We start from the raw sequence: 22,096 nt of genomic DNA on the forward strand, positions 1-22,096 counted from the left end.
GCTCCGGTCCCCCTCTCATTCTGGTCAAGTCTGGCCGCGGCGCCGCCGGGCGGACCGGGCGCGCGCCAAGTACGCTCGCAACAGCGACCGCCGTTCCGAGAGGGAGTGACGACCGTGAGCGTGCGTGTGCGCCGGATCTACGACCCGCCCGAGGCCGACGACGGCCTGCGCGTCCTGGTCGACCGGCTGTGGCCGCGCGGCCTCGCCAAGGACGAGGCGCACATCGACGAGTGGCCCAAAGGGCTCACGCCCTCGACCGAGCTGCGCAAGTGGTATCACGCCGGCGAGGGCTCGTACGAGGAGTTCCGCCGCCGCTACGAGGCGGAGCTCGACGCTCCTGAGGCCGCCGAACTCCTCGACGGCCTCAGGAAGTCGGTCCGCAAGGGCAGGGTGACCCTGCTGACGGCGTCCAAGGCACCGGAGCAGAGCCAGGCCGCGGTGCTGGCGGAGCTGCTGAAGCGCACCCGCTGAGGTCAGCCGGTGTGCCTGGCCGCGTGCCGGCCGGCGGCCCGCCCGGAGAACAGGCAGCCGCCGAGGAAGGTGCCCTCCAGCGCGTTGTAGCCGTGCACCCCGCCGCCGCCGAAGCCGGCCACCTCGCCCGCCGCGTACAGCCCCTCGATCGGCGTGCCGTCGGCGGCCAGGGCGCGCGAGTCGAGGTCGGTCTGGATGCCGCCCAGGGTCTTGCGGGTCAGGATGTGGAGCTTGACGCCGATGAGGGGGCCCGCGGCAGGGTCGAGGATGCGGTGCGGCGTGGCCACCCGGCCGAGCCGGTCGCCGATGTAGCGGCGGGCGTTGCGGATGCCCTGGACCTGGGAGTCCTTGCTGTAGGGGTTGGCCATCTGCAGGTCGCGGGCCTCGATCTGGCGGCGCACCTCGGCCGCGTCGAGCAGCGGCTTGTCGGTCAGTGCGTTCATCTTGCCGACCAGCTGCTCCAGGTTGCCCGCGGTCACGAAGTCGGCGCCCTGGTCCAGGAAGGCCTGCACCGGTGCGGGTGCGCCCTTGCCGAGCAGCCGGTCGCGCAGCACGGCCCTGCGGTCCTTGGCGGTGATGTCGGGGTTCTGCTCGGAGCCGGAGAGCGCGAACTCCTTCTCGATGATCTTCCGGGTGAGGATGAACCAGGAGTGGTCGTACCCGGCGATGTCCTCGGTGGTGCGCAGGTACTTGAGGGTGCTGAGGGTGTCGTAGCCCGGCAGGCAGGGGTCGGGCAGCCGGCGGCCGAGGGCGTCCAGCCAGATGGACGACGGGCCGGGCAGGATGCGGATGCCGTGGCCGGGCCAGATCGGGTCCCAGTTCTGCAGGCCCTCGGTGTAGTGCCACATGCGGTCCCGGTTGACCAGCCGGACACCGGCCTCGGCGCTGATGTCGAGCATCCGGCCGTCGACGTAGGCCGGGACGCCGGTGACCATCTCGGCCGGCGGGGTGCCGAGCCGGGCGGGCCAGTAGCGGCGGACGATGTCGTGGTCGGCGCCGATCCCGCCGGTGGTGACGACGACCGCCTGCGCGGTGAGTTCGAAGTCGCCGGCGCGGTCCCGGTTGGAGGCAACGCCGCGCGGCGCGTGGTCCTCGGCCAGGACGGTGCCGCGCACCCCGCGCGCCGTGCCGCCCTCGATGACCAGCTCGTCGACCCGGTGGCGGTGGTGGAAGGTCAGCAGTCCGTCCCGGGCGGCCTGGCGGGCGTGGCGGACGAAGGGTTCGACCACGCCGGTGCCGGTGCCCCAGGCGATGTGGAAGCGGGGTACGGAGTTGCCGTGCCCGCCCGCCCTGAGGTCGCCGCGCTCGGCCCAGCCGACGGTCGGCAGCAGTTCGATGCCGTGGCCCTTGAGCCAGGACCGCTTCTCGCCGGCCGCGAACTCGACATAGGCGCGGGCCCAGCGCACCGCCCAGGAGTCCTCGTCCTCCAGGCGGTCGAACCGCGCGCTGCCCTGCCAGTCGTTCCAGGCGAGGTCGAAGGAGTCCTTGATGCCGAGGCGGCGCTGCTCGGGCGAGTCGACGAGGAAGAGCCCGCCGAAGGACCAGAAGGCCTGTCCGCCGAGGTTGGCGGCGTTCTCCTGGTCGACCAGGGCCACCCGGCGGCCCCGGCGGTTGAGCTCGTGCGCCGCGACCAGGCCGGCGAGGCCCGCTCCGACGACGATGACGTCCGCGTCCATCGTGACTGTGTCCTTCCTCAGATCCTCGATGAGGAGCTGCTGCCGTCGGTGAGAAGTGCGGTGAGCAGTTGCTTCAGCCAGGCCCGGGCGGCCTCGACGTCCTTGTCCAGCAGAAGCTGGACGGTGACGCCGTCGTACGCGGCGACCACCGCGTGCGCGGCGCCGGCCGCATCGCCGAGCACGGCGGGCAGTTCGGTGTGGCCGCGGGCGCGGAACAGGCGGTCGGCGATCGCCTCCCGTAGCCGGGCGCGGTGGTCGAGGAGGGCCCGGGCGACCTCCTCGTCGCGCGCTGCGTGCACCAGGAAGTCGGTCTTGACCAGCAGCCAGTCCACGTCGAGCAGCAGCACCTCGGTGACCCGGTCCACCGAGGCGGGCACGTCGAGAGCGGGGCCGTCCTGGGCGAGGGCGTCGGCCACCTGGGAGGCGATGAGGTCGGCCCGCTCCTGGTAGAGGGCGAAGAACAGTTCGTCCAGGGTGGCGAAGTTGGAGTAGAAGGCGCCGCGGCTGAAGCCGGCCGCGTCGCAGATCTCCTCGATGGAGACCCGTCCGAAGCCCTTGGCCGCGAACACCTCGAACGCCGCCTCGAGCAGCCTGGCCCGGGTGCGGACCCGGCGGCGGGTGACGCGCTTGGGGGTGTCTTCCATCGGCCCTCACTTTCGATACGCGAATGTATCCGATACATCGGTGCATCGAAAGCCCTCGTGATCACATGGGAACGTACATTCGATTAAGGAGTACGCTGGGCTCATGTCCACGCACCTCCAGGGCTCCCTGTTCGACCAGACCGACGAGCTGCGGCTCGGCCCGCTGGACGGGCTGCGCCGGACCGAGCTGGGGTCGGGAGCGTGGATCGACGTCCTGCCGGGCTGGCTGAGCGGGGCCGACGCCCTCTTCGAGGAGCTGGCGGCGGACGTGCCGTGGCGCGCGGAGCGCCGCAAGATGTACGACGCCGTGGTGGCCGTACCACGCCTGCTTGCCTTCTACGCGGCCCACGACCCGCTTCCCCATCCGGTGCTGGACGAGGCCCGCGACGCCCTGTCCCAGCACTACGCCGAGGAACTGGGCGAGCCGTTCACCACCGCCGGGCTGTGCTTCTACCGCGACGGCAGGGACAGCGTGGCCTGGCACGGCGACCGGATCGGGCGGGGTGCCCGGGAGGACACGATGGTCGCGATCCTGTCCGTCGGCGCGCCCCGGGACCTGTTGCTGCGTCCGGCGGGCGGAGGCGGTGCGTCCCTGCGGCGGCCGCTCGGACACGGCGATCTGATCGTGATGGGCGGCTCCTGCCAGCGGACCTGGGAACACTGCGTACCGAAGACCGCCCGGGCCACGGGGCCGCGCATCAGCATCCAGTTCCGGCCGCACGGTGTGCAGTGACGCGACCCCCGCGGTGCGGGGCACGGGCGGATCTGGTTGGCTGTGCCCGACGATCAGCCGCACAGGGCTCGGGGAGATCATGCGGGCAGAGGTACACCAAGTCGCCGACGGCATCCATCTGGTGCACGGCAACCACGTCAACTGGGTGATCCTGAAGGACGGGGACGCCGTCACCCTGGTGGACACCGGCTATCCGGGAGACCGCGAGGGACTCCTGGCTTCCCTGGCGGAGGTGGGCAGTTCACCGGAGGCGGTCACCGCCGTGCTCATCACCCACGCGCACAACGACCACCTGGGCTCGGCCGAGTACCTGCGCGCCACCCACGGCACCCCCGTGTACCTGCACCCGGCCGAAGTACCGCACGCACGGCGGGACTTCCTCCACCAGGCCGGCATCGGCGACGTGGTGCGCAACGCCTGGCGGCCGGGCGTCGTGCCGTGGGCGCGGCACGTGATCCAGGTGGGCGGCACCCAGCACAATCCGGTCACCGCGCCCGAGCCGTTCCCGAACGAGGGCCCGCTGGACCTGCCCGGCGGCCCGGTGCCCGTGCACACCCCCGGCCACACCGACGGCCACTGCGCCTACCACCTTCCCGAGGCGGGCATCGTCATCTCCGGTGACACCCTGGTGAGCGGCCACGCGACCTCGCGCGTCAAGGGGCCGCAGATACTGCTCGACTTCTTCCATCACGACCGCGCCGGCGTCCTGGCCTCCCTCGGGACGATCGGCGCGCTCGACGCCGACACCCTGCTGCCCGGTCACGGGCCGGTCCACCGGGGTTCGGTGCGCGCGGCGGCCGAGCTGGCCCGGGACCGGGCCTCCTAGAACACCCGGCCGGGGCCTTAGGGTTCGTGCCATGGCCTTGCAGATCAGCGCCACGAACCCGGAGCACCCCGCGCTCCTGCTCGCCCTGCCCTGGGACGTGCCCCTTCAGGAGTGGCCCGAGGAGTACCTCGTGCCGCTCCCGAGGGGCATCTCCCGGCACGTCGTGCGATACGCGCACGCCGGCGACGAGGTGATCGCCGTCAAGGAGCTGGCCGAGCGGCCCGCGCTGCGCGAGTACGGGCTGCTGCGCGACCTCGACCGGCTCGGCATCCCCGCCGTCGACCCGCTCGCCGTGGTCACCGGCCGCACCGACCGCTCGGGCGCCCCGCTGGAGCCGGTGCTGATCACCCGGCATCTGCGCGGCTCGATGCCGTACCGCTCCATGTTCGAGACCACCATGCGCCCGGCGACCATGCACCGGCTGATGGACGCCCTCGCCGTGCTGCTGGTCCGGCTGCACCTGGCCGGGTTCGCGTGGGGCGACTGCTCGCTGTCCAACACCCTCTTCCGTCGGGACGCGGGCGCCTACGCCGCTTATCTGGTCGACGCCGAGACCGGCGACCTGCACCCACGGCTCAGCCCCGGGCAGCGGGAGTACGACCTGGATCTGGCCCGGGTGAACATCAGCGGCGAGCTGCTGGACCTGGAGGCGTCCGGCGCGCTGCACCCGTCCGTGGACCCGGTGGAGTTCGGGCACGAGATCTGCACCCGGTACCAGGGGCTGTGGCAGGAGCTGACCCGTACCTCGGTGTACCCGGCGGGCAAGTACCACTACATCGAACGCCGGATCCGGCGGCTGAACGACCTCGGTTTCGACGTGGCCGAGATGCAGATCGAGCACTCGGCGGGCGGCGACACGGTCACCTTCGTGCCGAAGGTCGTCGACGCCGGCCACCACCAGCGCCAGCTGCTGCGGCTGACCGGCCTGGACGCCGAGGAGAACCAGGCGCGGCGGCTGCTGAACGACCTGGAGAGCTGGATGGCCACCCAGGACGACTACGCGCCCGGCGACCCCCTCGCCGCCCGCCCCGAGGTCCTGGCCCACCGATGGGTGCGGGACGTGTTCCGGCCCACCGTGCGGGCCGTCCCGCGGGAGCTGCGCGGCTCCATGGACCCGGCCGAGATCTACCACGAACTCCTCGAACACCGCTGGTACCTGTCCGAGCGCGCCCAGCACGACATAGGACTCGACACCGCCGTCCAGGACTACATCGACCACGTGCTGCCCAGGGCACGGGCCACCCTGCAGCCGACCGAGGCCGAGTGACTCACTCGTGCGGGACCACGGCGACCGGGCACTCGGCGTGGTGCAGCATCCCGTGCGCGACCGAGCCGATCCGGGTGCCCACGGCCGTACGGTGCGCCCGGCGCCCGACGACCAGCAGCTGGGCCGCAGCGGCCGCCACCAGCAGCACCTGGCCCGCGCTGCCCAGCTCGACGTGCTCTGACACGGGCACCTCCGGGAACCGCTCCCGCCACGGCCCGAGCGCCTCGGTCAGCGCCTGCCGCTCGTAGGGCTCGAGACCGCCCGCGTCGTCGAGGAGCCTGAGCGAGCCGGGGCTGTATGCGAAGACCGGCGGCAGGGTCCATGCCCGTACGGCCCGTACGGCCGCGCCCCGGGCCGCGGCCGTCTCGAACGCGAACCGCAGCGTGGCCGCGCTGTCCTCGGGGTCGCCGTGCTGGCCGACCACGACGTCCCGTCCGGCGGCCTCGGCCGCCGGACGGTCCCCGGCACGCACCAGGACCACCGGCCGGGCCGCCTCGGCGATCACCTGCTGTCCGACCGACCCCAGCAGGAACCCGACCACTGGCCCGTGCCCGCGCGAGCCCAGCACCAGCATCTCCGCCTCCGCCGCGGCCCGGGCCAGCGCCTGCACGGGCTCGCCCTCGACCACGTCGACGCTCACCGCGAGCCCCGGATGGCGCCCCGAGACGGCCCGCACCGCCTCCGCCACCCCTTGCGACACCCAGTCGTGCTGGGTGTCCCGGTCGGTGTCGGCGAGCGACTCGGCGTACCGCCACGCGTGCACGACGCGCAGGGGCAGCGCACGGCGCACGGCCTCCCGGCCCGCCCACTCCAGCGCGGCCAGGCTCTCCTCGGTGCCGTCCACCCCTGCCGTGATCGTGCGTGCCATGCGCGGGCCTCCTCGTCGTCGCCGCTCTCCCGGTGCTGGTGCCCACTATCGGGCACCGGCCCGCACGGCTATCCGAGGGCGGATCGGGGCGATCGAACATACGATGGCTGCGAACGGGTGCGGTGGTCCCCACGACACCGGCCCGTGGAACCGACGCTCGGGGTGGGAGACGCATGGCACAGGCCGCCGAGGCAGCGCGGACCGTCATCCTGACCGTGGACGACGACCCGGGGGTCTCCCGTGCCGTCGCCCGCGACCTGCGGCGGCGCTACGGCGAGTCGTACCGGATCGTGCGCGCGGAGTCCGGGGAGTCCGCGCTGCAGGCGCTGCGCGAGCTGAAGCTGCGCGGCGAACTGGTCGCGGTGATCCTGGCCGACTACCGCATGCCGCAGATGAACGGCATCGAGTTCCTGGAACAGGCGCTGGACGTCTATCCGGGGGCGCGGCGGGTGCTGCTCACCGCGTACGCGGACACCAACGCCGCCATCGACGCGATCAATGTCGTCGATCTCGATCACTATCTGCTCAAGCCCTGGGATCCGCCGGAGGAGAAGCTCTATCCGGTGCTCGACGACCTGCTTCAGGCGTGGCGCAGCAGCGCCTACCGGCCCGTGCCCAGCACCAAGGTCGTCGGGCACCGCTGGTCCGCGCGCTCGTCCGACGTGCGCGAGTTCCTCGCCCGCAACCAGGTGCCGTACCGCTGGTACTCGGTGGAGGAACCGGAGGGACAGCGGCTGCTGGCGGCCGCCGGACAGGACGGGCGACGGCTGCCGCTGGTGATCACACCTGACGGCACGGCCCTGGTCGAGCCCGAGGCGCCCGAGCTGGCCGCGCGGGTGGGGCTGGCGACGACTCCGACCGCCGACTTCTACGACCTGATCGTGATCGGCGGCGGGCCGGCCGGGCTCGGCGCGGCCGTGTACGGGGCCTCCGAGGGGCTCAGGACCGTCCTGGTGGAGCGGTCGGCGACCGGTGGGCAGGCCGGACAGAGCTCCCGGATCGAGAACTACCTGGGCTTCCCCGACGGCGTCTCCGGCGCCCAGCTCACCGACCGGGCGCGCCGCCAGGCGGCCAAGTTCGGCGCCGAGATCCTGACCACCCGCGAGGTGACGGGACTCGAGGTCAACGGCGCCGCCCGGGTCGTACGGTTCGCGGACGGTACGGCGATCGCCGCGCACAGCGTGATCCTCGCGACCGGCGTGCAGTACCGGCAGCTTCAGGCGCAGGGCTGCACCGACCTCACCGGCTGCGGCGTGTTCTACGGCTCGGCGCTGACCGAGGCCGCCTCCTGCCAGGGGCAGGACATCTACATCGTCGGCGGCGCCAACTCGGCGGGCCAGGCGGCGATGTACCTGTCCCGGGGCGCGAAGTCGGTGACGCTGCTGGTGCGCGGCCCCGACCTGTCGGCCTCGATGTCCCACTACCTGATCCAGCAGATCAACGAGGCGCCCAACATCTCGGTGCGCCCGCACACGGTCGTGGACGCGGCGCACGGCTCGGACCACCTGGAGCAGCTGACGCTGCGTCACACCGTGACCGGGGCGTGCGAACGGGTCGACGCGCAGTGGATGTTCGTGTTCATCGGTGCCGCCCCGCTGACCGACTGGCTGGGCGACGCGGTGCTGCGCGACGAGCGCGGGTTCATCCTGGCCGGGCCCGATCTGACGGCCGACGGGCGGCCGCCGGCCGGCTGGGAGCTGGACCGGCCGCCGTACCACCTGGAGACCAGCGTGCCCGGCGTGTTCGTGGCGGGTGACGCGCGTGCCGAGTCCGCGAAGCGGGTCGCGTCCGCCGTCGGAGAGGGAGCCATGGCCGTGATGCTCGTCCACCGGTATCTGGAACAGTCATGAGCGATCAGGAGCAGTCATGAGCGGGCAGATCGTGCCGTGCAGTCCCAAGGAGATCGGCTCGCTGTTCCTCTTCGAGAAGCTGAGCCCCGAGCAGCTGGGCCGGTTGTGCTGCGCGGGGCGGGTGGAGCTGTTCCAGCCCGGTCCGGTGTACACCGAGGGCGACCCGGCCACCTGCTTCTTCGTGATGATCGAGGGCACGGTGGTGCTGTCCCGCCGGGTCGGCGGCGACGACGTGGAGGTCACCCGCACCTCGCAGCGCGGGGTGTACGCGGGCGCGATGCAGGCCTACCTCGGCGACCGGGTGCCGCAGGTCTACACCAACTCGATGCGGGTGACGGAGCCGACGCGGTTCTTCGTGCTGCCGGCGGACATCTTCGCGGACGTCATGACCGAGTGGTTCCCGATGGCCGTGCACCTGCTGGAGGGCCTCTTTTTCGGGTCCAAGCGCACCCAGGCGGCGATCGGGCAGCAGGAGCGGCTGCTGGCGCTCGGCTCGCTGTCGGCCGGGCTCACGCACGAGCTGAACAACCCGGCCGCGGCAGCGGTCCGGGCCACCGCGACCCTGCGCGAACGGGTCGCGAAGATGCGGCACAAGCTCGCCGTGGTCGCCGAAGGGCCCTTCTCCCGGGACGCGCTGGCGAGCCTGATCGAGATCCAGGAGCGCACCGCCGAACGGGTCGCCAAGGCCCCGGTGCTCAGTCCGCTGGAGGCCGCCGACCGGGAGGACCTGCTCACCGACTGGCTGGAGGACCACGGCATCGACCACGGCTGGCAGCTGGCGCCGACCTTCGTGCAGGCCGGGCTCGACGTCGACTGGCTGGAGCAGGTCGCGGCGGCCGTGGACGAGGAGATCCTGGGCGGCGCGGTCGCCTGGCTCAACTACACCATCGAGACCGAGCTGTTGATGAACGAGATCGAGGACTCCACCACCCGTATCTCGCACCTCGTCGACGCGGCCAAGCAGTACTCGCAGCTGGACCGGGCGCCCTACCGCGTGGTCGACGTGCACGAACTCCTCGACAGCACCCTGCTGATGCTCTCCGGCAAGATCGGCGCCGGCATCGGGGTCGTGAAGGAGTACGACCGCACGCTGCCGCCGGTGCCCGCCTATCCGGCGGAGCTGAACCAGGTGTGGACCAACCTGATCGACAACGCGGTGTCCGCGATCAACGGCGCGGGCGGCACGGGCACGTTGACCGTACGGACCGCGCTCGACCACGAGCGGCTGCTGGTGGAGTTCCGGGACACCGGGCCCGGGGTGCCGCCGGAGATCAAGGACCGGATCTTCGACCCGTTCTTCACCACCAAGCCGGTCGGCGAGGGCACCGGGCTGGGTCTGGACATCTCCTGGCGGATCGTCGTCAACAAGCACCACGGCAGCCTGCGCGTGGAGTCGGTGCCGGGCGACACCCGCTTCCAGGTGCTGCTCCCGCTGACCGCCGAGCTGCCGGACACATCCGTCGAGCGAGCGGAGGAAGCCGTATGAGCACCAGCGACAAGGCCGACGCGATCGACCCGGGCGTCCCGCCCAGCGGCACCGGCTGCGTGGAGTGCGAGGAGGCCGGCGGCTGGTGGTTCCACCTGCGCCGGTGCGCGCGGTGCGGGCACATCGGGTGCTGCGACGACTCCCCCGCGAAGCACGCCACCGCGCACTACCAGGCCACGGGGCATCCGGTGATCCGGAGTTTCGAGCCGGGTGAGGAGTGGTTCTGGGACTACACCACGGAGGAGTTGTACACCGCGGGGCCCGAACTGGCGCCGCCCGAGAGCCATCCCGTCGATCAGCCGGTGCCGGGGCCGGTGGGGCGGGTGCCGAAGAACTGGGCGGAGACGCTGCGGGGTTGAGTACCGGTCCCGTCCCCTGCGTCACAGGCCCCATGTCAGTCCCTGGTGACAGGAAGAGGGCGTGTCGCAGATCGTCTTCAGACACGGCTGCTGGACGAGGTCGCGGGGCAGGCGGCGCGGGCGGGGAGCACCGTGGTCACCGGGCACTGCGTCGGCCTCGGTGACGTGGGCCTGCCGTATCTGCCGTTCACCGAGATCCTGGGCGCGCTCGCGGCCGACGAGCGCTTCGCAGCCGTGCCGGCCGCGCATCCCGCGGTGGACCGGCTGCCGGGCGCGGGCACGGAGCCCGCGGGCGGCCCGGACGGGCGGCCCGGACTGCGGAGGACATGGCCGGGCTGCTGACCGAACTGACCGTCGTGGCACCGCTGCTGCTGGTCCTGGAGGACCTGCACTGGGCCGACCGGTCCTCCCGGGACCTGCTGCGCTTCCTGCTCAGCCGGGGTGTGCTGCACCGGCCGGGCGGCGGCCCCGAGCGGCGCCTGGCGGTCCTCGCCTCCTACCGTGCGGACGATCTGCACCGCCGCCACCCCCTGCGCCCGCTCCTCGCCGAGCTGGTCCGGCTGCCGGCCGTAGAGCGGCTGGAGCTGCGGCCGCTGCCGGATCCGCAGGTCGCCCAGCTGGTGCGGGCCCTGGAGGACCGGCCGCTGCCCGAGGCCGTCGTACGGGGCATCGTGGCCCGTGCCGAGGGCAACGCGTTCTACGCGCAGGAGCTGTTCGCGGCGGCCGGCACGCACGCCGGCGGGGTGTGCACGTCTCCAACCTCCTGGCCAAGCTGGGCGCCGCGAGCCGTACCTAGGCGGTGGCGATCGCCTACCGCCGCGGGCTGATCGCGCCGGAGCCGAGCGGGGCGGGGTGAGCCGGCCGGAACTGCCGGTCAGCGGGTGCAGTCGAGGCTGCGGAAGTCGACGGCGTCGGCCAGTGCCCGCATGCCCTTGTCGTCGGGGTGGAGGTGGTCACCGCCGTCGAGGAGCGGCAGCAGCCGTGCGGAGTCGTGGGGGCTGCTCAGGGTTCGGTCGAAGTCGGTGACCGCGTCGAACTCCCCGCTGGTGCGCAGGAACCGGTTCACCTCCCGGCGTACGGCCTCGGCGGCCGGGTCCCATTCGGGCCGGCCTTCGAAGGGGGCGATCGTGGCGGCGACCACGCACTTCCCCGCCGCGTGCACCCGCTCGGCGATCTTCCGGTAGCCCCAGATGAGGTCCTGCGCGCTGACACCGGTGTGCGCCTTGAGGTCGTTCACCCCCTCGAAGAGGAAGACGGTGCGCACTCCGGGCAGGGACAGCACGTCCCGGTCCAGCCGGTGCAGGGCGCTCTGCCCGGTGCCGTCGGCGAGCACCTGGTTGCCCGCGATGCCTTCGTCGGCGACGCCCTGGACGGCCGTCCGGGCCGTGTGCAGGCGCCTCGCCAGGTAGTCGGGCCAGCGGCGGTTCAGATCCGCGGTGGAGTGCCAGCCGTCGGTGAGGGAGTCGCCGAGCGCGACCACGCTCCCGGTGCTGCGGGAGGGCTGTACGGACACGGCGTCGAGGTACCACCAGGAGCCGGTGGTCCGCGTCCAGTTGGTGCCGCTCTCCTCGGCGGCGTGGTCGCCCCCGCCCGTGTAGGAGGTCTGCATCGCCAGCAAGTGGCCGGTCGCCGGTCCGGCCGCGGCCGGGGTGTGCAGGCTGACCACCAGGTCGGTGCCGGCCCGCAGCGGAGCGGGCAGGGGGTCGCTCCAGGCGGCGGCACCCTCCGGGACGACGACGGTACGGGCGCCGCCGAAGGTCAGCGGCCGGTTGCTGCCCGGCCGCAGGGCGGCGCCCTCGCTGCGCACTCCGGCGTAGACGCTGTCCACGGTCAACGGCCGGTCACCGAAGGCGTTGCTCAGGCGGACGCGGAGATCGTCGCCGCCGACGCTGGTGTGCACGATCAGCCGGTAGCCCTCCGCACCGGTGGTCTCGCCCATGCGGTCGGCGCTCGCCGCCCAGGTGACGACCCCGGAGGCCTGCTCGGCGGACGCGGGCAGAGCGGTCGCCCGCGCGGGCGCTGACTGGCAGACGACGGCGGTGAGCAGGGCGGCGGCGACGCGGCGGACGCGTCCGAACCGGCCGGTCCTCGCGCGAGGTCCCGGGGCACGACGGACCTGCCGGGGTGGCATCAGGACCGTCCGGGACGTGCCTGCGTATCCCACGCAGGTCATGGTCGCGCCGACACGGCGGTCGCGCACCTCGGTGGGCGGTCGCCTGCCGGCGGCGCGGGTCGGCCACGCACCCCCGCGAGCGGCTCCGGTCCTGGTCATCGGGCGGACGCTCGGGCCGCCACCCGCCGAGGGACGAGCGGGCCGTACCCGGCCGCAGGGCAAGAGGGCCGCGGCGGGCGAGCCGGCCGTACGTGGTCGCGCCGACACGGCGGTCGCGCACCTCGGTGGGCGGTCGCCTGCCGGCGGCGCGGGTCGGCCACGCACCCCCGCGAGCGGCTCCGGTCCTGGTCATCGGGCGGACGCTCGGGCCGCCACCCGCCGAGGGACGAGCGGGCCGTACCCGGCCGCCGGGCAAGAGGCCCGCGGCGGGCGAGCCGGCGGTACGTGGTCGCGCCCGGACTGCCCCGGGCACATCACCTTCTCCCGCCGGTCGGGGCGCTCACCACAGCCGGGATCGGCAGCTCAGGCGTCGCTCGTGGCACCGGCGGCGGTTGGGGCAGTCCGTCCGCCGCCCCGGACATGCGGATGCCCCGCGCGGGGCGGGGCATCCGGTGGTGCGGCGGCTGCGTCAGTGATGCGCGGCCGGGGTGTTGGCGGCGGTGACGTTGACCGCGGCCCACGCCTTGTCCACCGTCTTGTACTCGGTGCTGTTCGCGCCGTACAGGTCCTTGGCCGCCTTCAGCGTCGCGACGCGCGCGTCGTGGAAGTCGGTCGTGGAGACCATGTAGCGGGTGAGCGCACGGTAGAAGATCGCGGTGGCCTTGGCCCGGCCGATGCCCTTGACCGTGGAGTGGTCGTAGGTCGGCGAGTCGTAGTTGACCCCGTTGATGGTCTTCTTGCCGCTGCCCTCCGCGAGGAGGTAGTAGGCGTGCGAGGAGACACCGGACCCGGCGTGCACCTCGGTGTAGTAGGTGTCCGGCGACCAGTAGTCGATCGTGCCCTCGAGCTTGTCGAGCGACGGGTGGTCGAGACGGCGCAGGAACTTCTGGGCGAGGCCCAGCTTCTCGCCGATCAGGTAGTCCGGCGTGTCCTTCTTGTTGTTGGTGAAGAACTCGACGTTGGAGCCGAAGACATCGGCGAGCGACTCGTTCAGCGCGCCGGGCTCGCCGTACTGGTTGCCGTCGGCGTCGACGTAGGTCGGCTGCAGCTTGGCGGTCGCGTCCACCACGCCGTGGGTCAGCTCGTGACCGGTGACGTCGAGGACGACGAGCGGCTTCTTGAAGGTCTGGCCGTCGCCGTCGCCGTACAGCATGCAGTTGCAGGTCGGGTCCCAGAAGGCGTTGGCGACCTTCTTGCCCCAGTGGACCATGCCCTGGGCCGCCTTGCTGTTGTTGGCTATGCCATTGCGGCCGAAGGTCTTCTTGTAGAAGTCCAGGGTCTGGGTGATGCCGTACTGGGCGTCGGCGGCGGCGCTGGCACGGTTGCTGGTCGTGCCGTTGCCCCACACGTTGGTGGTGCTGGTGAACTGCGCGCCCGCGCCGAACTTCTCGGTGTACGAGCCCTTGGCGTCCCGGGTCTCGGTGCCGTACCGGCTCGGGTCCTTGAGCTGGTAGTGGCCGCGCGAGGTCGCCGTGGTGGTCAGGCCGACGCTGCCCACGAAGAGGGTCTTGCCGGTGCCCTTCGCGGCCGACGGGTAACGGGTGGCGCCGGAGACGCCGGAGCCGAGGAGCGACTCGGGGGCGGGGGAGGCGGTGCCGGTGGCCGGGTCGATCGTCTCGCCGTGCTTGCGCAGGTTCTCGAGCAGCTTCGGCGACAGGAACTCGTCGCTGTCGGGCGTGTTGCTGCGCACCTTGCCGGTGACGGCGTCGATGACGACGGTGTTGGTGCCGTCCTGGCCGGTCACGGACACCTGGTAGGCGAGGGCGGAGGATCCGCCGCGCGCGTCGACGACGAGCTGGGCGGTGCCCGCGTCGCCCTTGGCGGCCTGGGCGGCCTTGGCGGCGGCCTGGTCCGCGGTCAGCTTGGCCTGGGTGGCGGAAGGTTCGACTGCGTGGCCGGCGGCGCGGGTCACGCCGGTGTAGCCCAGCTGGTGGTCGAGGTGGACGATGAGGTCGCCGCCGAGCACCGGCATGCCGTCGTGCGTGCGGACGAACCGGACGTGCCGGGCGCCCTCGGGGTCGAGCATGACGTCCTGCGCGTGCAGTTCGTCGCCCTGGGAGACGCCGGTCGCCGAGGCGTGGGCGAAGGCCGCGGTGCGCGCCGCCTCGGCCACCGCGGTGGCGTTCGTGGTGGTGGACGTCGAGGACCGCTCCGCCCCCGTGGAGGGACCCGCGAAAGCCGTTCCGGCCAGGCCCGTGGCAGCGGTGGTCACCGCGATGGCGACTGCGACGCTGCGTATGTGCGGTCTACGCAAGGATCAGGGTTCCTTCGTACTGAGGCAGCCGGGATCCCCAACTGCCTTGACGCATGACGCGGTTTCACGTCACGGGGGCTGGTCGGGCCCCAAGGCGTAACCCTTACGGATCAGTCATGTCCACGTAAAGGTGGAATGATCGATTTCGCAACCTTCTATGGCAATCCTTTACGAATGCGCTCCATAGAGTGGCCACTGCCTGACCAACTGTGTGTCGGCTGTGGAGACGTCGGCTCAATCCCCCGGGTTCCGAGGGCGGAATGTGACCGAGGTCTCATCAAGCCTCGTGCACTTTGCGTGATCTTGGCGGAATGGCATCCTCCGGGACACCATGCCCCGCATGAAGGGTGATCTCTTTTCCAGTGAGCACGTGGTGCAGCCGGCGGTGGAGCCGGGCATGTCCGTCGAGAACGCCAAGTGCGTCAAGTACGCGGTGAACGGCGAGATGTACGCCCGTCAGGGCGCGATGATCGCCCATCGCGGGGACCTGAAGTTCGAGCGCAAGGGGCAGGGCGTCGGCGGCATGCTGAAGCGTGCGGTCACCGGTGAGGGGCTGCCCCTGATGGCGGTGCGGGGACAGGGCGAGGCCTGGTTCGCGCACGAGGCCCAGAACTGCTTCATCGTCGAGATCGAGCCCGGCGACCAGTTCACCGTCAACGGGCGCAACGTGCTGTGTTTCGACGCCTCGCTGTCGTACGACATCAAGACGGTGAAGGGGTCCGGCATCGCCGGCGGCGGCCTGTTCAACAGCGTGTTCAGCGGGCAGGGCCGGCTCGGTCTGGTCTGCGAGGGCAACCCGCTGGTGATACCGGTCTCCGCGCAGTCCCCGGTGTACGTCGACACGGACGCGGTGGTCGGCTGGACCGCGCATCTTCAGACCTCGCTGCACCGCTCCCAGTCCATCGGCTCGATGCTGCGCGGCGGTTCCGGCGAGGCCGTGCAGCTGATGCTCCGGGGCGACGGCTTCGTCGTGGTGCGCCCGAGCGAGCTGACCCCGAACAAGACCCAGCAGCACTGAACGTTCACAGGGTGATCCGCGTCGCACGAGCAACCCCCCTCGCCGTCCCCGCGTCTTGATCGGCAACAGACCGACACGCCCCGGTCCCCTCGGCCGGGGCGTCAATCCGAGATGCTATACACGCTGCGTATACACGCCGTGTATAGAGAGGTACGTATGTACGGCAAGGCTTTCGCCCCGGAGTACCAGGGCGCCCTGACCACCCTGTCCGTGAACTCCTCGCTGGTCGAAGTGCTGGCGGAGGGCACCGAGAAGCTGCGCGAGGCCGAGCGGTCGGGGCGCAGCGCCGAGGCGGCCCGTTGTGGGCTGGCCGTCGCCGAGGCGCACCGGCGGCTCGGCCACACGGCGGAGGCGGACCGGGCCTGGAAGGCGAGTTACCGCGCCGCCCGCGCGGCCGGCGACACCGCCGCGATGGCGTGGGCGCTGTGGAGCGGCGGCACCCTCGCCCGGCAGCGCGGGGCCTTCCCGCTGGCCTGGCGGCTGCTGGGACTCGCGGCCGAACTCGGCGAGCGCGGCGGCGACATCGTCGTCCGCGGCTACTCACTGGCCGGCCTCGCGGAGACCGGCCGGATCCAGGGCGACTACGCGGCGGTCGGCCGGCTGCACGAGCAGTTGCTGGCCGAGGCGCGCAGGCGCGGCGAGGCCCGGCACACGGTGTGGGCGCTGGAGGGCATCGCGCAGATGCACCGCAACACCGGCGACCACGACACGGCGTACGCGCTGTTCGAGGAGGCGGCGCAGATAGCCGAGCAGGCGGAGGACCGGCGGGGGCACGCCTGGGCGCTGCGCGGACTCGCCGACATCCTGTCCGTGCGCGACAAGGACACCGAGCGGGCACTGGAGCTGCTGTCCCGCGCGGAGGCCTCCTGCCGGGCGATGAACCTCTCCAGCGCCCTCGCCTACAACCACAAGATGCGCGGCAACGTCCTGTACCGGGCGGAACGTTACGCCGAGGCGCGGGAGATGTACGAGCTGGCCCTGGAGGAGTTCCGCGCGATGAGCGAACCGCGCGGCGAGGCGCTGGCCCGGCTGGGCCTGGCCAAGTCACGGGCGCAGCTGGGCCGGGACCGAGCGGAGACCGCGGCCGAACTCGCCGAGCTGGCAAGGACGTTGGAGCGCAGCGGGCTCAAACACGCCCGGGAGATGGTGGCCCGGGCCCAGGAGGAGTTCGGTCTGGACGCGGAGGCGGCCCGGTGACCACCGTACAGGCGCCGCCATCGGCGCAGGATGTCCTCGTCCGCTGCGGTGAGTTGGTCCGCCCGGCACTGCGCGAGGCGGTGGGCCGGCTGCATCCGTGGGTGGCCGAGATGGCCGGGTACTCCTTCGGCTGGTGCGAGGTCGGCGGGGCGCCCGCCACCGCGCCCGGCGGCAAGGGCGTACGGCAGGCGCTGGCGGTGCTCGGCGCCGAGGCGGCGGGCGCCGACGGGCGGGCCGGTGTCCCGGCGGCGGTCGCGATGGAGCTGGTGCACGCCTTCTCCCTGCTGCACGACGACATCATGGACGGCGACGCGACCCGGCGCCGCCGCCCCGCCGTGTGGAAGGCGTACGGCACGGGACCGGCGGTGCTCGCCGGTGACGCCCTGTTCGCGCTGGCGGTGGAGACCCTCGCGACCGCTCCGCAGGGCGCCGGCGCCGTACGACTGCTGTCGGCGGCCCTCGCCGATCTGGTGCGCGGGCAGGCCGACGACCTGCTGTTCGCCACCCGGCCCTGGACGGGCCCGGAGCGGGTCAGGCCCGAGGAGTACCGGTCGATGGCGGAGGGCAAGACCGGCGCGCTGCTGGGCTGCGCCGCCGCGCTGGGCGCCGTGCTCGGCGGGGCGGACGAGGCCACGGCCGGCGCGCTGGACCGGGCCGGACGGTATCTCGGCGTCGCCTTCCAGCTGGTCGACGACGTGCTGGGCATCTGGGGCGACCCGGCCGTCACCGGCAAGCCGGTGGGTGGCGATCTGCGAGAGGGCAAGAAGACGTACCCGGTGCTGGCCGCGCTCGCCTCCCCGGCGGCCCGCGCCCTGCCCGGACTGCTCGACGCGCCGGTCCGCGCCGCGGAGGCCGCCGCGCTGATCGAGGCGGCGGGCGGCCGTACCGCGGCGCTGACCGAGGCCCGTGCGCACACGGCCGCCGCCCGGGCACTGCTCGCACAGGCACCGCTGGCCGCCGAGGCGGCCGGGGACCTCTTCCGGCTGCTGGACTTCCTGGTGGGCCGCGAGGTGTAGGCCCTGTCGCGGACCCCCCTCGCCCGGCCTGCGGCCGGGGCCGCCGGCCACACCCCGGGCAGCCGCACCACCGACCACTCCGGTCAGCACACCCGGGCCGGCTGCGACACCGTGTTGACCCCGGGCGTCCACGCGGGTCAGGGTGCGAACGGCGCGCCCCTCGTCCCCGCGCCGGAAGGGTGGAGCACCTTGATCGGCATCAAGGAGATCGAAGCCGCGGCGGAGCGGATCGCCGGACATGTCGTACGGACGCCCACCGTGCCGAGTCCGGGGCTGACCGAGCTGCTCGGCGTTCCGGTCACCGCCAAACTCGAACTGCTGCAGCGCACCGGCTCGTTCAAGGCACGCGGGGCGACGGCGAAGCTGCTGTCGCTGAGCGAGGCCGAGCGGGCGGCGGGCGTGGTCGCGGTCAGCGGCGGCAACCACGGGATCGCCCTCGCGGTGATGGCCGCGGCCCTGCATGTGAAGGCGACCGTGGTGATGCCCCGTACCGCTCCCGGGCGATCCATCGCGCTCGCCGAGCGGGCGGGGGCGCAGGTGCGGCTGACCGACGGCATGGACAGCGCCTTCTCGCTGGTGACACGGCTCAGGGACGAGGGGCTGACACTGGTCCACCCGTTCGACGACCCGGTGGTGATCGCCGGACAGGGCACGGTCGGGCTGGAGTTGGCCGAGGACGCGGTGGACGGCCTCACGGACGTCGTGGTCAGCATCGGCGGCGGCGGGCTGATCGCCGGGGTCGCGGCGGCCCTCGCCGCCCGGCGTCCCGGCGTGCGCGTCTGGGGCGTGGAGACCGAGGGCGCCGAGGCCGCGTCCGGCGCGCTGAGGGCGGGCGGACCGGTGCCGGTGCGCCTGTCGTCCCTGGTCACCACGCTCAGCGCGCCCTCCGTCTCCCAGCTGACGTACGACCATGTGTCCGCGCTGGTCGAGGAGGTGCTGGTGGTACCGGACCGGGACGCGGTGCAGGGCTCGCTGGACCTCGCCGAGCACGCCAAGGTGTGGGCCGAGCCGGCCGCGGGCTGTCTGCTGTCGGCGGCCCGCCGGATCGCGGCCCGGGTCGGCGACGGCGCCCGGATCGGGCTCGTGGTCTGCGGCGGCAATACGACACCACGGGAGCTGACGGGCTGGGCCGAGCAGTTCGGGCTGTTGTGATGCCAGGGCCGTCCCCGGGAATTTACCCTCGGTTACCCGCAGGTCGAACGGCCCCGGGCGCGGCCATCCCAAACTCGAAAGCCCTTTCGAAGAATTGAATGAAAGGCAGGAACGGCGCCGGACTCGCGGATTCTTTGAACGCACCCCCGCACGCCCCGCGTACCTCTGTGAGACACGCAACAGGGGTTTCAGCGAGGGATGACCATGACCAAGGCGCACGTCTCCGCACACGAGTTGGTCGCCGGACGGTACCGGCTCCTGGAGGTCTTCGCCCGCGAGACCAACCGCCTGTGGTGGTACGCCGAGGACGTGGCCGCGGACCAGCCCCGGCTGGTGGCCCAGACCACCCTGCCGGAGCCCGCCGGTGACGACACCGCGCGCCGGGTCACGGCTCGCGTCGTGCGGACCGCCGAGACGATGCGGCTGGTGTGTCCCGGCCAGGTGGCCACGGTCGTCGACGCCGTGGTGGAGGCCGGCACCCTGTGGACGGTCGTCGAGTGGATCGACGGCACACCCCTCGTCGAACTCCTCGACCGCGAGGGTGCCTTCAACGTCGCGCGGGCGGCCCGGATCGGCCTGGAACTGCTCGACGTGCTGCAGGCCGCGCACGCCGAGGGCATCACGCACGGCGAGCTGAGCCCCGGCCAGGTCTTCGTCCGGGACAGCGGCCCGGTCGTCGTCACCGGGTTCGGGCTGGCCGGTGCGACCCTGGTGCCACGGCTCGCGGCACCGTCCTACGCCTCGCCCGAACAGGCCCGCGACGAGCGCATCGGACCGGCCGCCGACCTGTGGGCACTGGGCGCGCTGCTGTACACGATGGTGGAGGGCCGGCCGCCGTTCCGTGACCGCGGCCGGCCCGACGCCACCCTGAAGGCCGTGGACCGGCTGCCGCTGCGCACCCCGCTGCGCACGGGCTCACTCACCCAGGCCGTGCAGGGGCTGCTGCGGAAGAACTCGCGCGAGCGGCTGACCCGGCAGGTGGTCCAGGAGGCCCTGATCCGCACCCTCGACGAGGACGCCGACGCCGACCGCGAGCCGGCCCCCGTACCCCGGCTGCGCGGCGCGTACGCCGGCGTCCGCCTGGCCGGGCGGCAGCCGAGCAGGGGGATCCTGGCGGCCGGTACCGCGCTGGCCGTGGTCACCGTCGCCGCCGCCGTCCTGGCCGCGACCCACCAGCTGCCGGGCACCGGCAGCGCCCAGGCACCGGCCCGCCCCACCGCCTCGGCCGCCCCGTCCGGCAGGCACACCGCGGGCACGGCGTCCTCCTCCCCGGCCCCGGCTCCGAACGGCTCACCCGCCCTGCCGGCCGGTTATCACCCCTACACCGCCCCGGAGGGCTTCTCCGTCGCTCTGCCGGACGGCTGGAAGCGGCTGACCACCTCCCGCGTCGGCGGCGCCTACCGCGTCACCTTCGGCCCGGACGGCACCTCCCCCACCCTCGCCGTCACGCACAGTGAGCACGTGGGCCCGGATCCCGTGGCCGTCTGGCGGGACGACGTCGAACCCGATCTGCAGCGGCTGCCCGGTTACCACCGCGTCGGCACCGTCCGGGCCACCGCCTACCAGGGGTACAAGGCCGCCGACCTGGAGTGGCTGGCGGGGACGGGAGACGCGCGGGTCCACACCTTCGGGCGCGGCTTCCTGACCGGCGGCGGCGACGCCTTCTCCCTGCGCTTCACGACCCCGGCCGCGACCTGGGACGATGCCACGAACCGGCTGGCACTGAGGACGTTCCTGCAGACGTTCCGGGCACCGGCGGACTGACGGGAGCCGGTGGTTCGTTTTCCTCCCCGCCACCCGGGGACTCGCCGGTCATGGTGCAAATCGGATACACGATGATGACCGAGCAGGCAGGTCCCCGGGAACTGGTGGACCACGTGGTGCGGGCCGAGGAGGCCGGGTTCGACTTCTCGGTGATCTCCGACCACTACTTTCCGTGGCTGCGCTCGCAGGGCCACTCCTCGTACGCGTGGAGCGTGCTGGGCGCCGCCGCCCAGGCCACCTCGCGGATTCCGCTGATGACCTATGTGACCTGCCCCATCCTGCGCTACCACCCGGCGATCGTGGCGCAGAAGGCGGCCACGGTGCAGCTGCTGTCCGAGGGAAGGTTCCGGCTCGGGCTGGGCGCCGGGGAGAACCTGAACGAACATGTGGTGGGCGGCGGCTGGCCTCCGGTGGACGTGCGCCACGAGATGCTCGAGGAGGCCGTGGGGATCATCCGCGCGCTGTTCGAGGGCGGCCATGTCACCCACCACGGGCCGCACTACGACGTGGACTCGGCCCGGCTGTGGGACCTGCCGGACCAGCCCCCGCCGATCGGGATCGCCGTCTCCGGCGACCAGTCCTGCAAACTCGCGGGACACCTCGCCGACCTGGTCATCGCGACCGAGCCGAAGCCGGGGCTGCTGGAGGCCTTCGACCGGCACGGCGGCGCCGGCAAACCCCGGGTGGGCCAGCTGCCGGTGTGCTACGACCCCGACCGGGACACGGCGGTCAAGCGCGCCCACTCCCAGTTCCGCTGGTTCGGGCTCGGCTGGAAGGTGAACGCCGAACTGCCGCACCCCGACTCCTTCGAGTCCGCGACACAGTTCGTGGACGAGGACGACGTCGCCGCCTCCATCCCGTGCGGCGACGACCCGGACGCCTTCGTGGAGGCCGTACGGCCGTACGCCGAGGCCGGGTTCGGGGAGATCGCGCTCGTGCAGATCGGCGGCGACGCGCAGCAGGAGTACCTGGACTGGTCGGCGAAGACCCTGCTGCCCGCGCTGCGGGAGGCCTTCGGCTGACAGAACGGTCCCTGGGGTCCCTGTGGCCCTTTCTGTCCGCGCCCGCTGCGGCCGACGCGCCGCTGTCCGACCTGGCGGCGCGCGACGCCCGTGAGCGCGGCCGGCCGGCCGCTCCCCGGAGGGGGTCATGCGCTGCTGCAAGGCCTGGGACCGGGCCGCCGACGACGGGTTCGTGCGCACTTCGTTGCCCTGCGGCCGGGCCGGGAGACCGAGCTGCCGGA

At 72.8% G+C, this 22,096-nt stretch carries 18 protein-coding genes and 1 pseudogene; 14 read left to right on the forward strand and 5 right to left on the reverse strand.

Annotation, left to right across the window (positions count from 1 at the left end; genetic code table 11):
- Window positions 1–114: 114 nt before the first annotated feature.
- Window positions 115–471 (forward strand): DUF488 domain-containing protein, encoded by a 357-nt coding sequence (locus tag FB563_RS34685; protein WP_055705823.1) that lies wholly within the window; start codon window positions 115–117, stop codon window positions 469–471.
- Between the two features lie 2 nt (window positions 472–473).
- Here the strand turns inward: FB563_RS34685 and FB563_RS34690 are convergent, their stop codons facing one another.
- A complete protein-coding gene (locus FB563_RS34690; protein ID WP_055705824.1) occupies window positions 474–2,147 on the reverse strand; it encodes an FAD-binding dehydrogenase in 1,674 nt (557 codons plus the stop codon).
- A gap of 17 nt (window positions 2,148–2,164) precedes the next feature.
- Window positions 2,165–2,791: a TetR/AcrR family transcriptional regulator gene (locus tag FB563_RS34695; protein ID WP_055705825.1), complete on the reverse strand. Its 627-nt coding sequence runs from the start codon at window positions 2,789–2,791 to the stop codon at window positions 2,165–2,167.
- A 103-nt stretch (window positions 2,792–2,894) separates the two neighbouring features.
- Here FB563_RS34695 and FB563_RS34700 point away from each other — a divergent pair, with 103 nt between their 5' ends.
- From FB563_RS34700 to FB563_RS34710, 3 genes are all read left to right on the forward strand, one after another.
- Window positions 2,895–3,524: an alpha-ketoglutarate-dependent dioxygenase AlkB gene (locus FB563_RS34700; RefSeq protein ID WP_055705826.1), complete on the forward strand. Its 630-nt coding sequence runs from the start codon at window positions 2,895–2,897 to the stop codon at window positions 3,522–3,524.
- Window positions 3,525–3,603: 79 nt separating this feature from the next.
- Entirely contained in the window at window positions 3,604–4,350 is a 747-nt protein-coding gene (locus FB563_RS34705) for an MBL fold metallo-hydrolase (RefSeq protein WP_055705827.1), read from the forward strand.
- 31 nt (window positions 4,351–4,381) lie between these two features.
- Window positions 4,382–5,617 carry a DUF4032 domain-containing protein gene (locus tag FB563_RS34710; protein WP_055705828.1) on the forward strand — a complete coding sequence of 412 codons (1,236 nt, stop codon included), beginning with the start codon at window positions 4,382–4,384 and terminating at the stop codon, window positions 5,615–5,617.
- 1 nt (window position 5,618) lies between these two features.
- Here the strand turns inward: FB563_RS34710 and FB563_RS34715 are convergent, their stop codons facing one another.
- Complete coding sequence (locus FB563_RS34715) at window positions 5,619–6,485, reverse strand: universal stress protein (protein WP_055705829.1); 867 nt, start codon at window positions 6,483–6,485, stop codon at window positions 5,619–5,621.
- Between the two features lie 173 nt (window positions 6,486–6,658).
- Between FB563_RS34715 and FB563_RS34720 the strand changes: the two genes are divergently transcribed.
- The 4 genes and pseudogenes from FB563_RS34720 to FB563_RS34735 all read left to right on the forward strand — a co-directional run.
- The gene (locus tag FB563_RS34720; protein ID WP_055705830.1) at window positions 6,659–8,335 is read left to right on the forward strand and encodes an NAD(P)/FAD-dependent oxidoreductase; all 1,677 of its coding nucleotides are present in this window, start codon (window positions 6,659–6,661) and stop codon (window positions 8,333–8,335) included.
- 16 nt (window positions 8,336–8,351) lie between these two features.
- Window positions 8,352–9,821, forward strand: coding sequence for an ATP-binding protein (locus FB563_RS34725; protein ID WP_055705831.1), 1,470 nt, complete (start codon window positions 8,352–8,354; stop codon window positions 9,819–9,821).
- Window positions 9,818–10,180 (forward strand): UBP-type zinc finger domain-containing protein, encoded by a 363-nt coding sequence (locus FB563_RS34730; RefSeq protein ID WP_055705832.1) that lies wholly within the window; start codon window positions 9,818–9,820, stop codon window positions 10,178–10,180. The genes FB563_RS34725 and FB563_RS34730 overlap by 4 nt, the downstream gene beginning before the upstream one ends.
- 42 nt (window positions 10,181–10,222) lie before the next feature.
- Window positions 10,223–10,926 (forward strand): annotated as a pseudogene (locus tag FB563_RS34735) (AAA family ATPase); the annotation flags it as partial.
- 128 nt (window positions 10,927–11,054) lie between these two features.
- Here the strand turns inward: FB563_RS34735 and FB563_RS34740 are convergent.
- Entirely contained in the window at window positions 11,055–12,311 is a 1,257-nt protein-coding gene (locus FB563_RS34740) for an SGNH/GDSL hydrolase family protein (protein ID WP_055705849.1), read from the reverse strand.
- Window positions 12,312–12,921: 610 nt separating this feature from the next.
- Window positions 12,922–14,706, reverse strand: a complete 1,785-nt coding sequence (locus FB563_RS34745) for a M4 family metallopeptidase (protein WP_055705835.1) — start codon at window positions 14,704–14,706, stop codon at window positions 12,922–12,924.
- Window positions 14,707–15,046: 340 nt separating this feature from the next.
- On the opposite strand from FB563_RS34745, the gene FB563_RS34750 reads away from it, so the two are divergent.
- From FB563_RS34750 to FB563_RS34775, 6 genes are all read left to right on the forward strand, one after another.
- A complete protein-coding gene (locus FB563_RS34750) occupies window positions 15,047–15,724 on the forward strand; it encodes an AIM24 family protein (protein ID WP_055705836.1) in 678 nt (225 codons plus the stop codon).
- Window positions 15,725–15,880: 156 nt separating this feature from the next.
- The gene (locus FB563_RS34755; protein ID WP_055705837.1) at window positions 15,881–16,921 is read left to right on the forward strand and encodes a tetratricopeptide repeat protein; all 1,041 of its coding nucleotides are present in this window, start codon (window positions 15,881–15,883) and stop codon (window positions 16,919–16,921) included.
- Complete coding sequence (locus FB563_RS34760) at window positions 16,918–17,937, forward strand: polyprenyl synthetase family protein (protein ID WP_055705838.1); 1,020 nt, start codon at window positions 16,918–16,920, stop codon at window positions 17,935–17,937. Before FB563_RS34755 ends, FB563_RS34760 begins: the two co-directional genes overlap by 4 nt.
- Window positions 17,938–18,126: 189 nt before the next feature.
- The gene (locus tag FB563_RS34765) at window positions 18,127–19,089 is read left to right on the forward strand and encodes a threonine/serine dehydratase family protein (RefSeq protein WP_055705839.1); all 963 of its coding nucleotides are present in this window, start codon (window positions 18,127–18,129) and stop codon (window positions 19,087–19,089) included.
- Window positions 19,090–19,287: 198 nt separating this feature from the next.
- Entirely contained in the window at window positions 19,288–20,853 is a 1,566-nt protein-coding gene (locus tag FB563_RS34770; protein WP_055705840.1) for a serine/threonine protein kinase, read from the forward strand.
- 50 nt (window positions 20,854–20,903) lie between these two features.
- Window positions 20,904–21,875, forward strand: coding sequence for an LLM class F420-dependent oxidoreductase (locus FB563_RS34775; RefSeq protein ID WP_055705841.1), 972 nt, complete (start codon window positions 20,904–20,906; stop codon window positions 21,873–21,875).
- Window positions 21,876–22,096 lie beyond the last annotated feature (221 nt).

It is taken from the genome of Streptomyces puniciscabiei (assembly GCF_006715785.1).
GTDB lineage: Bacteria > Actinomycetota > Actinomycetes > Streptomycetales > Streptomycetaceae > Streptomyces > Streptomyces puniciscabiei.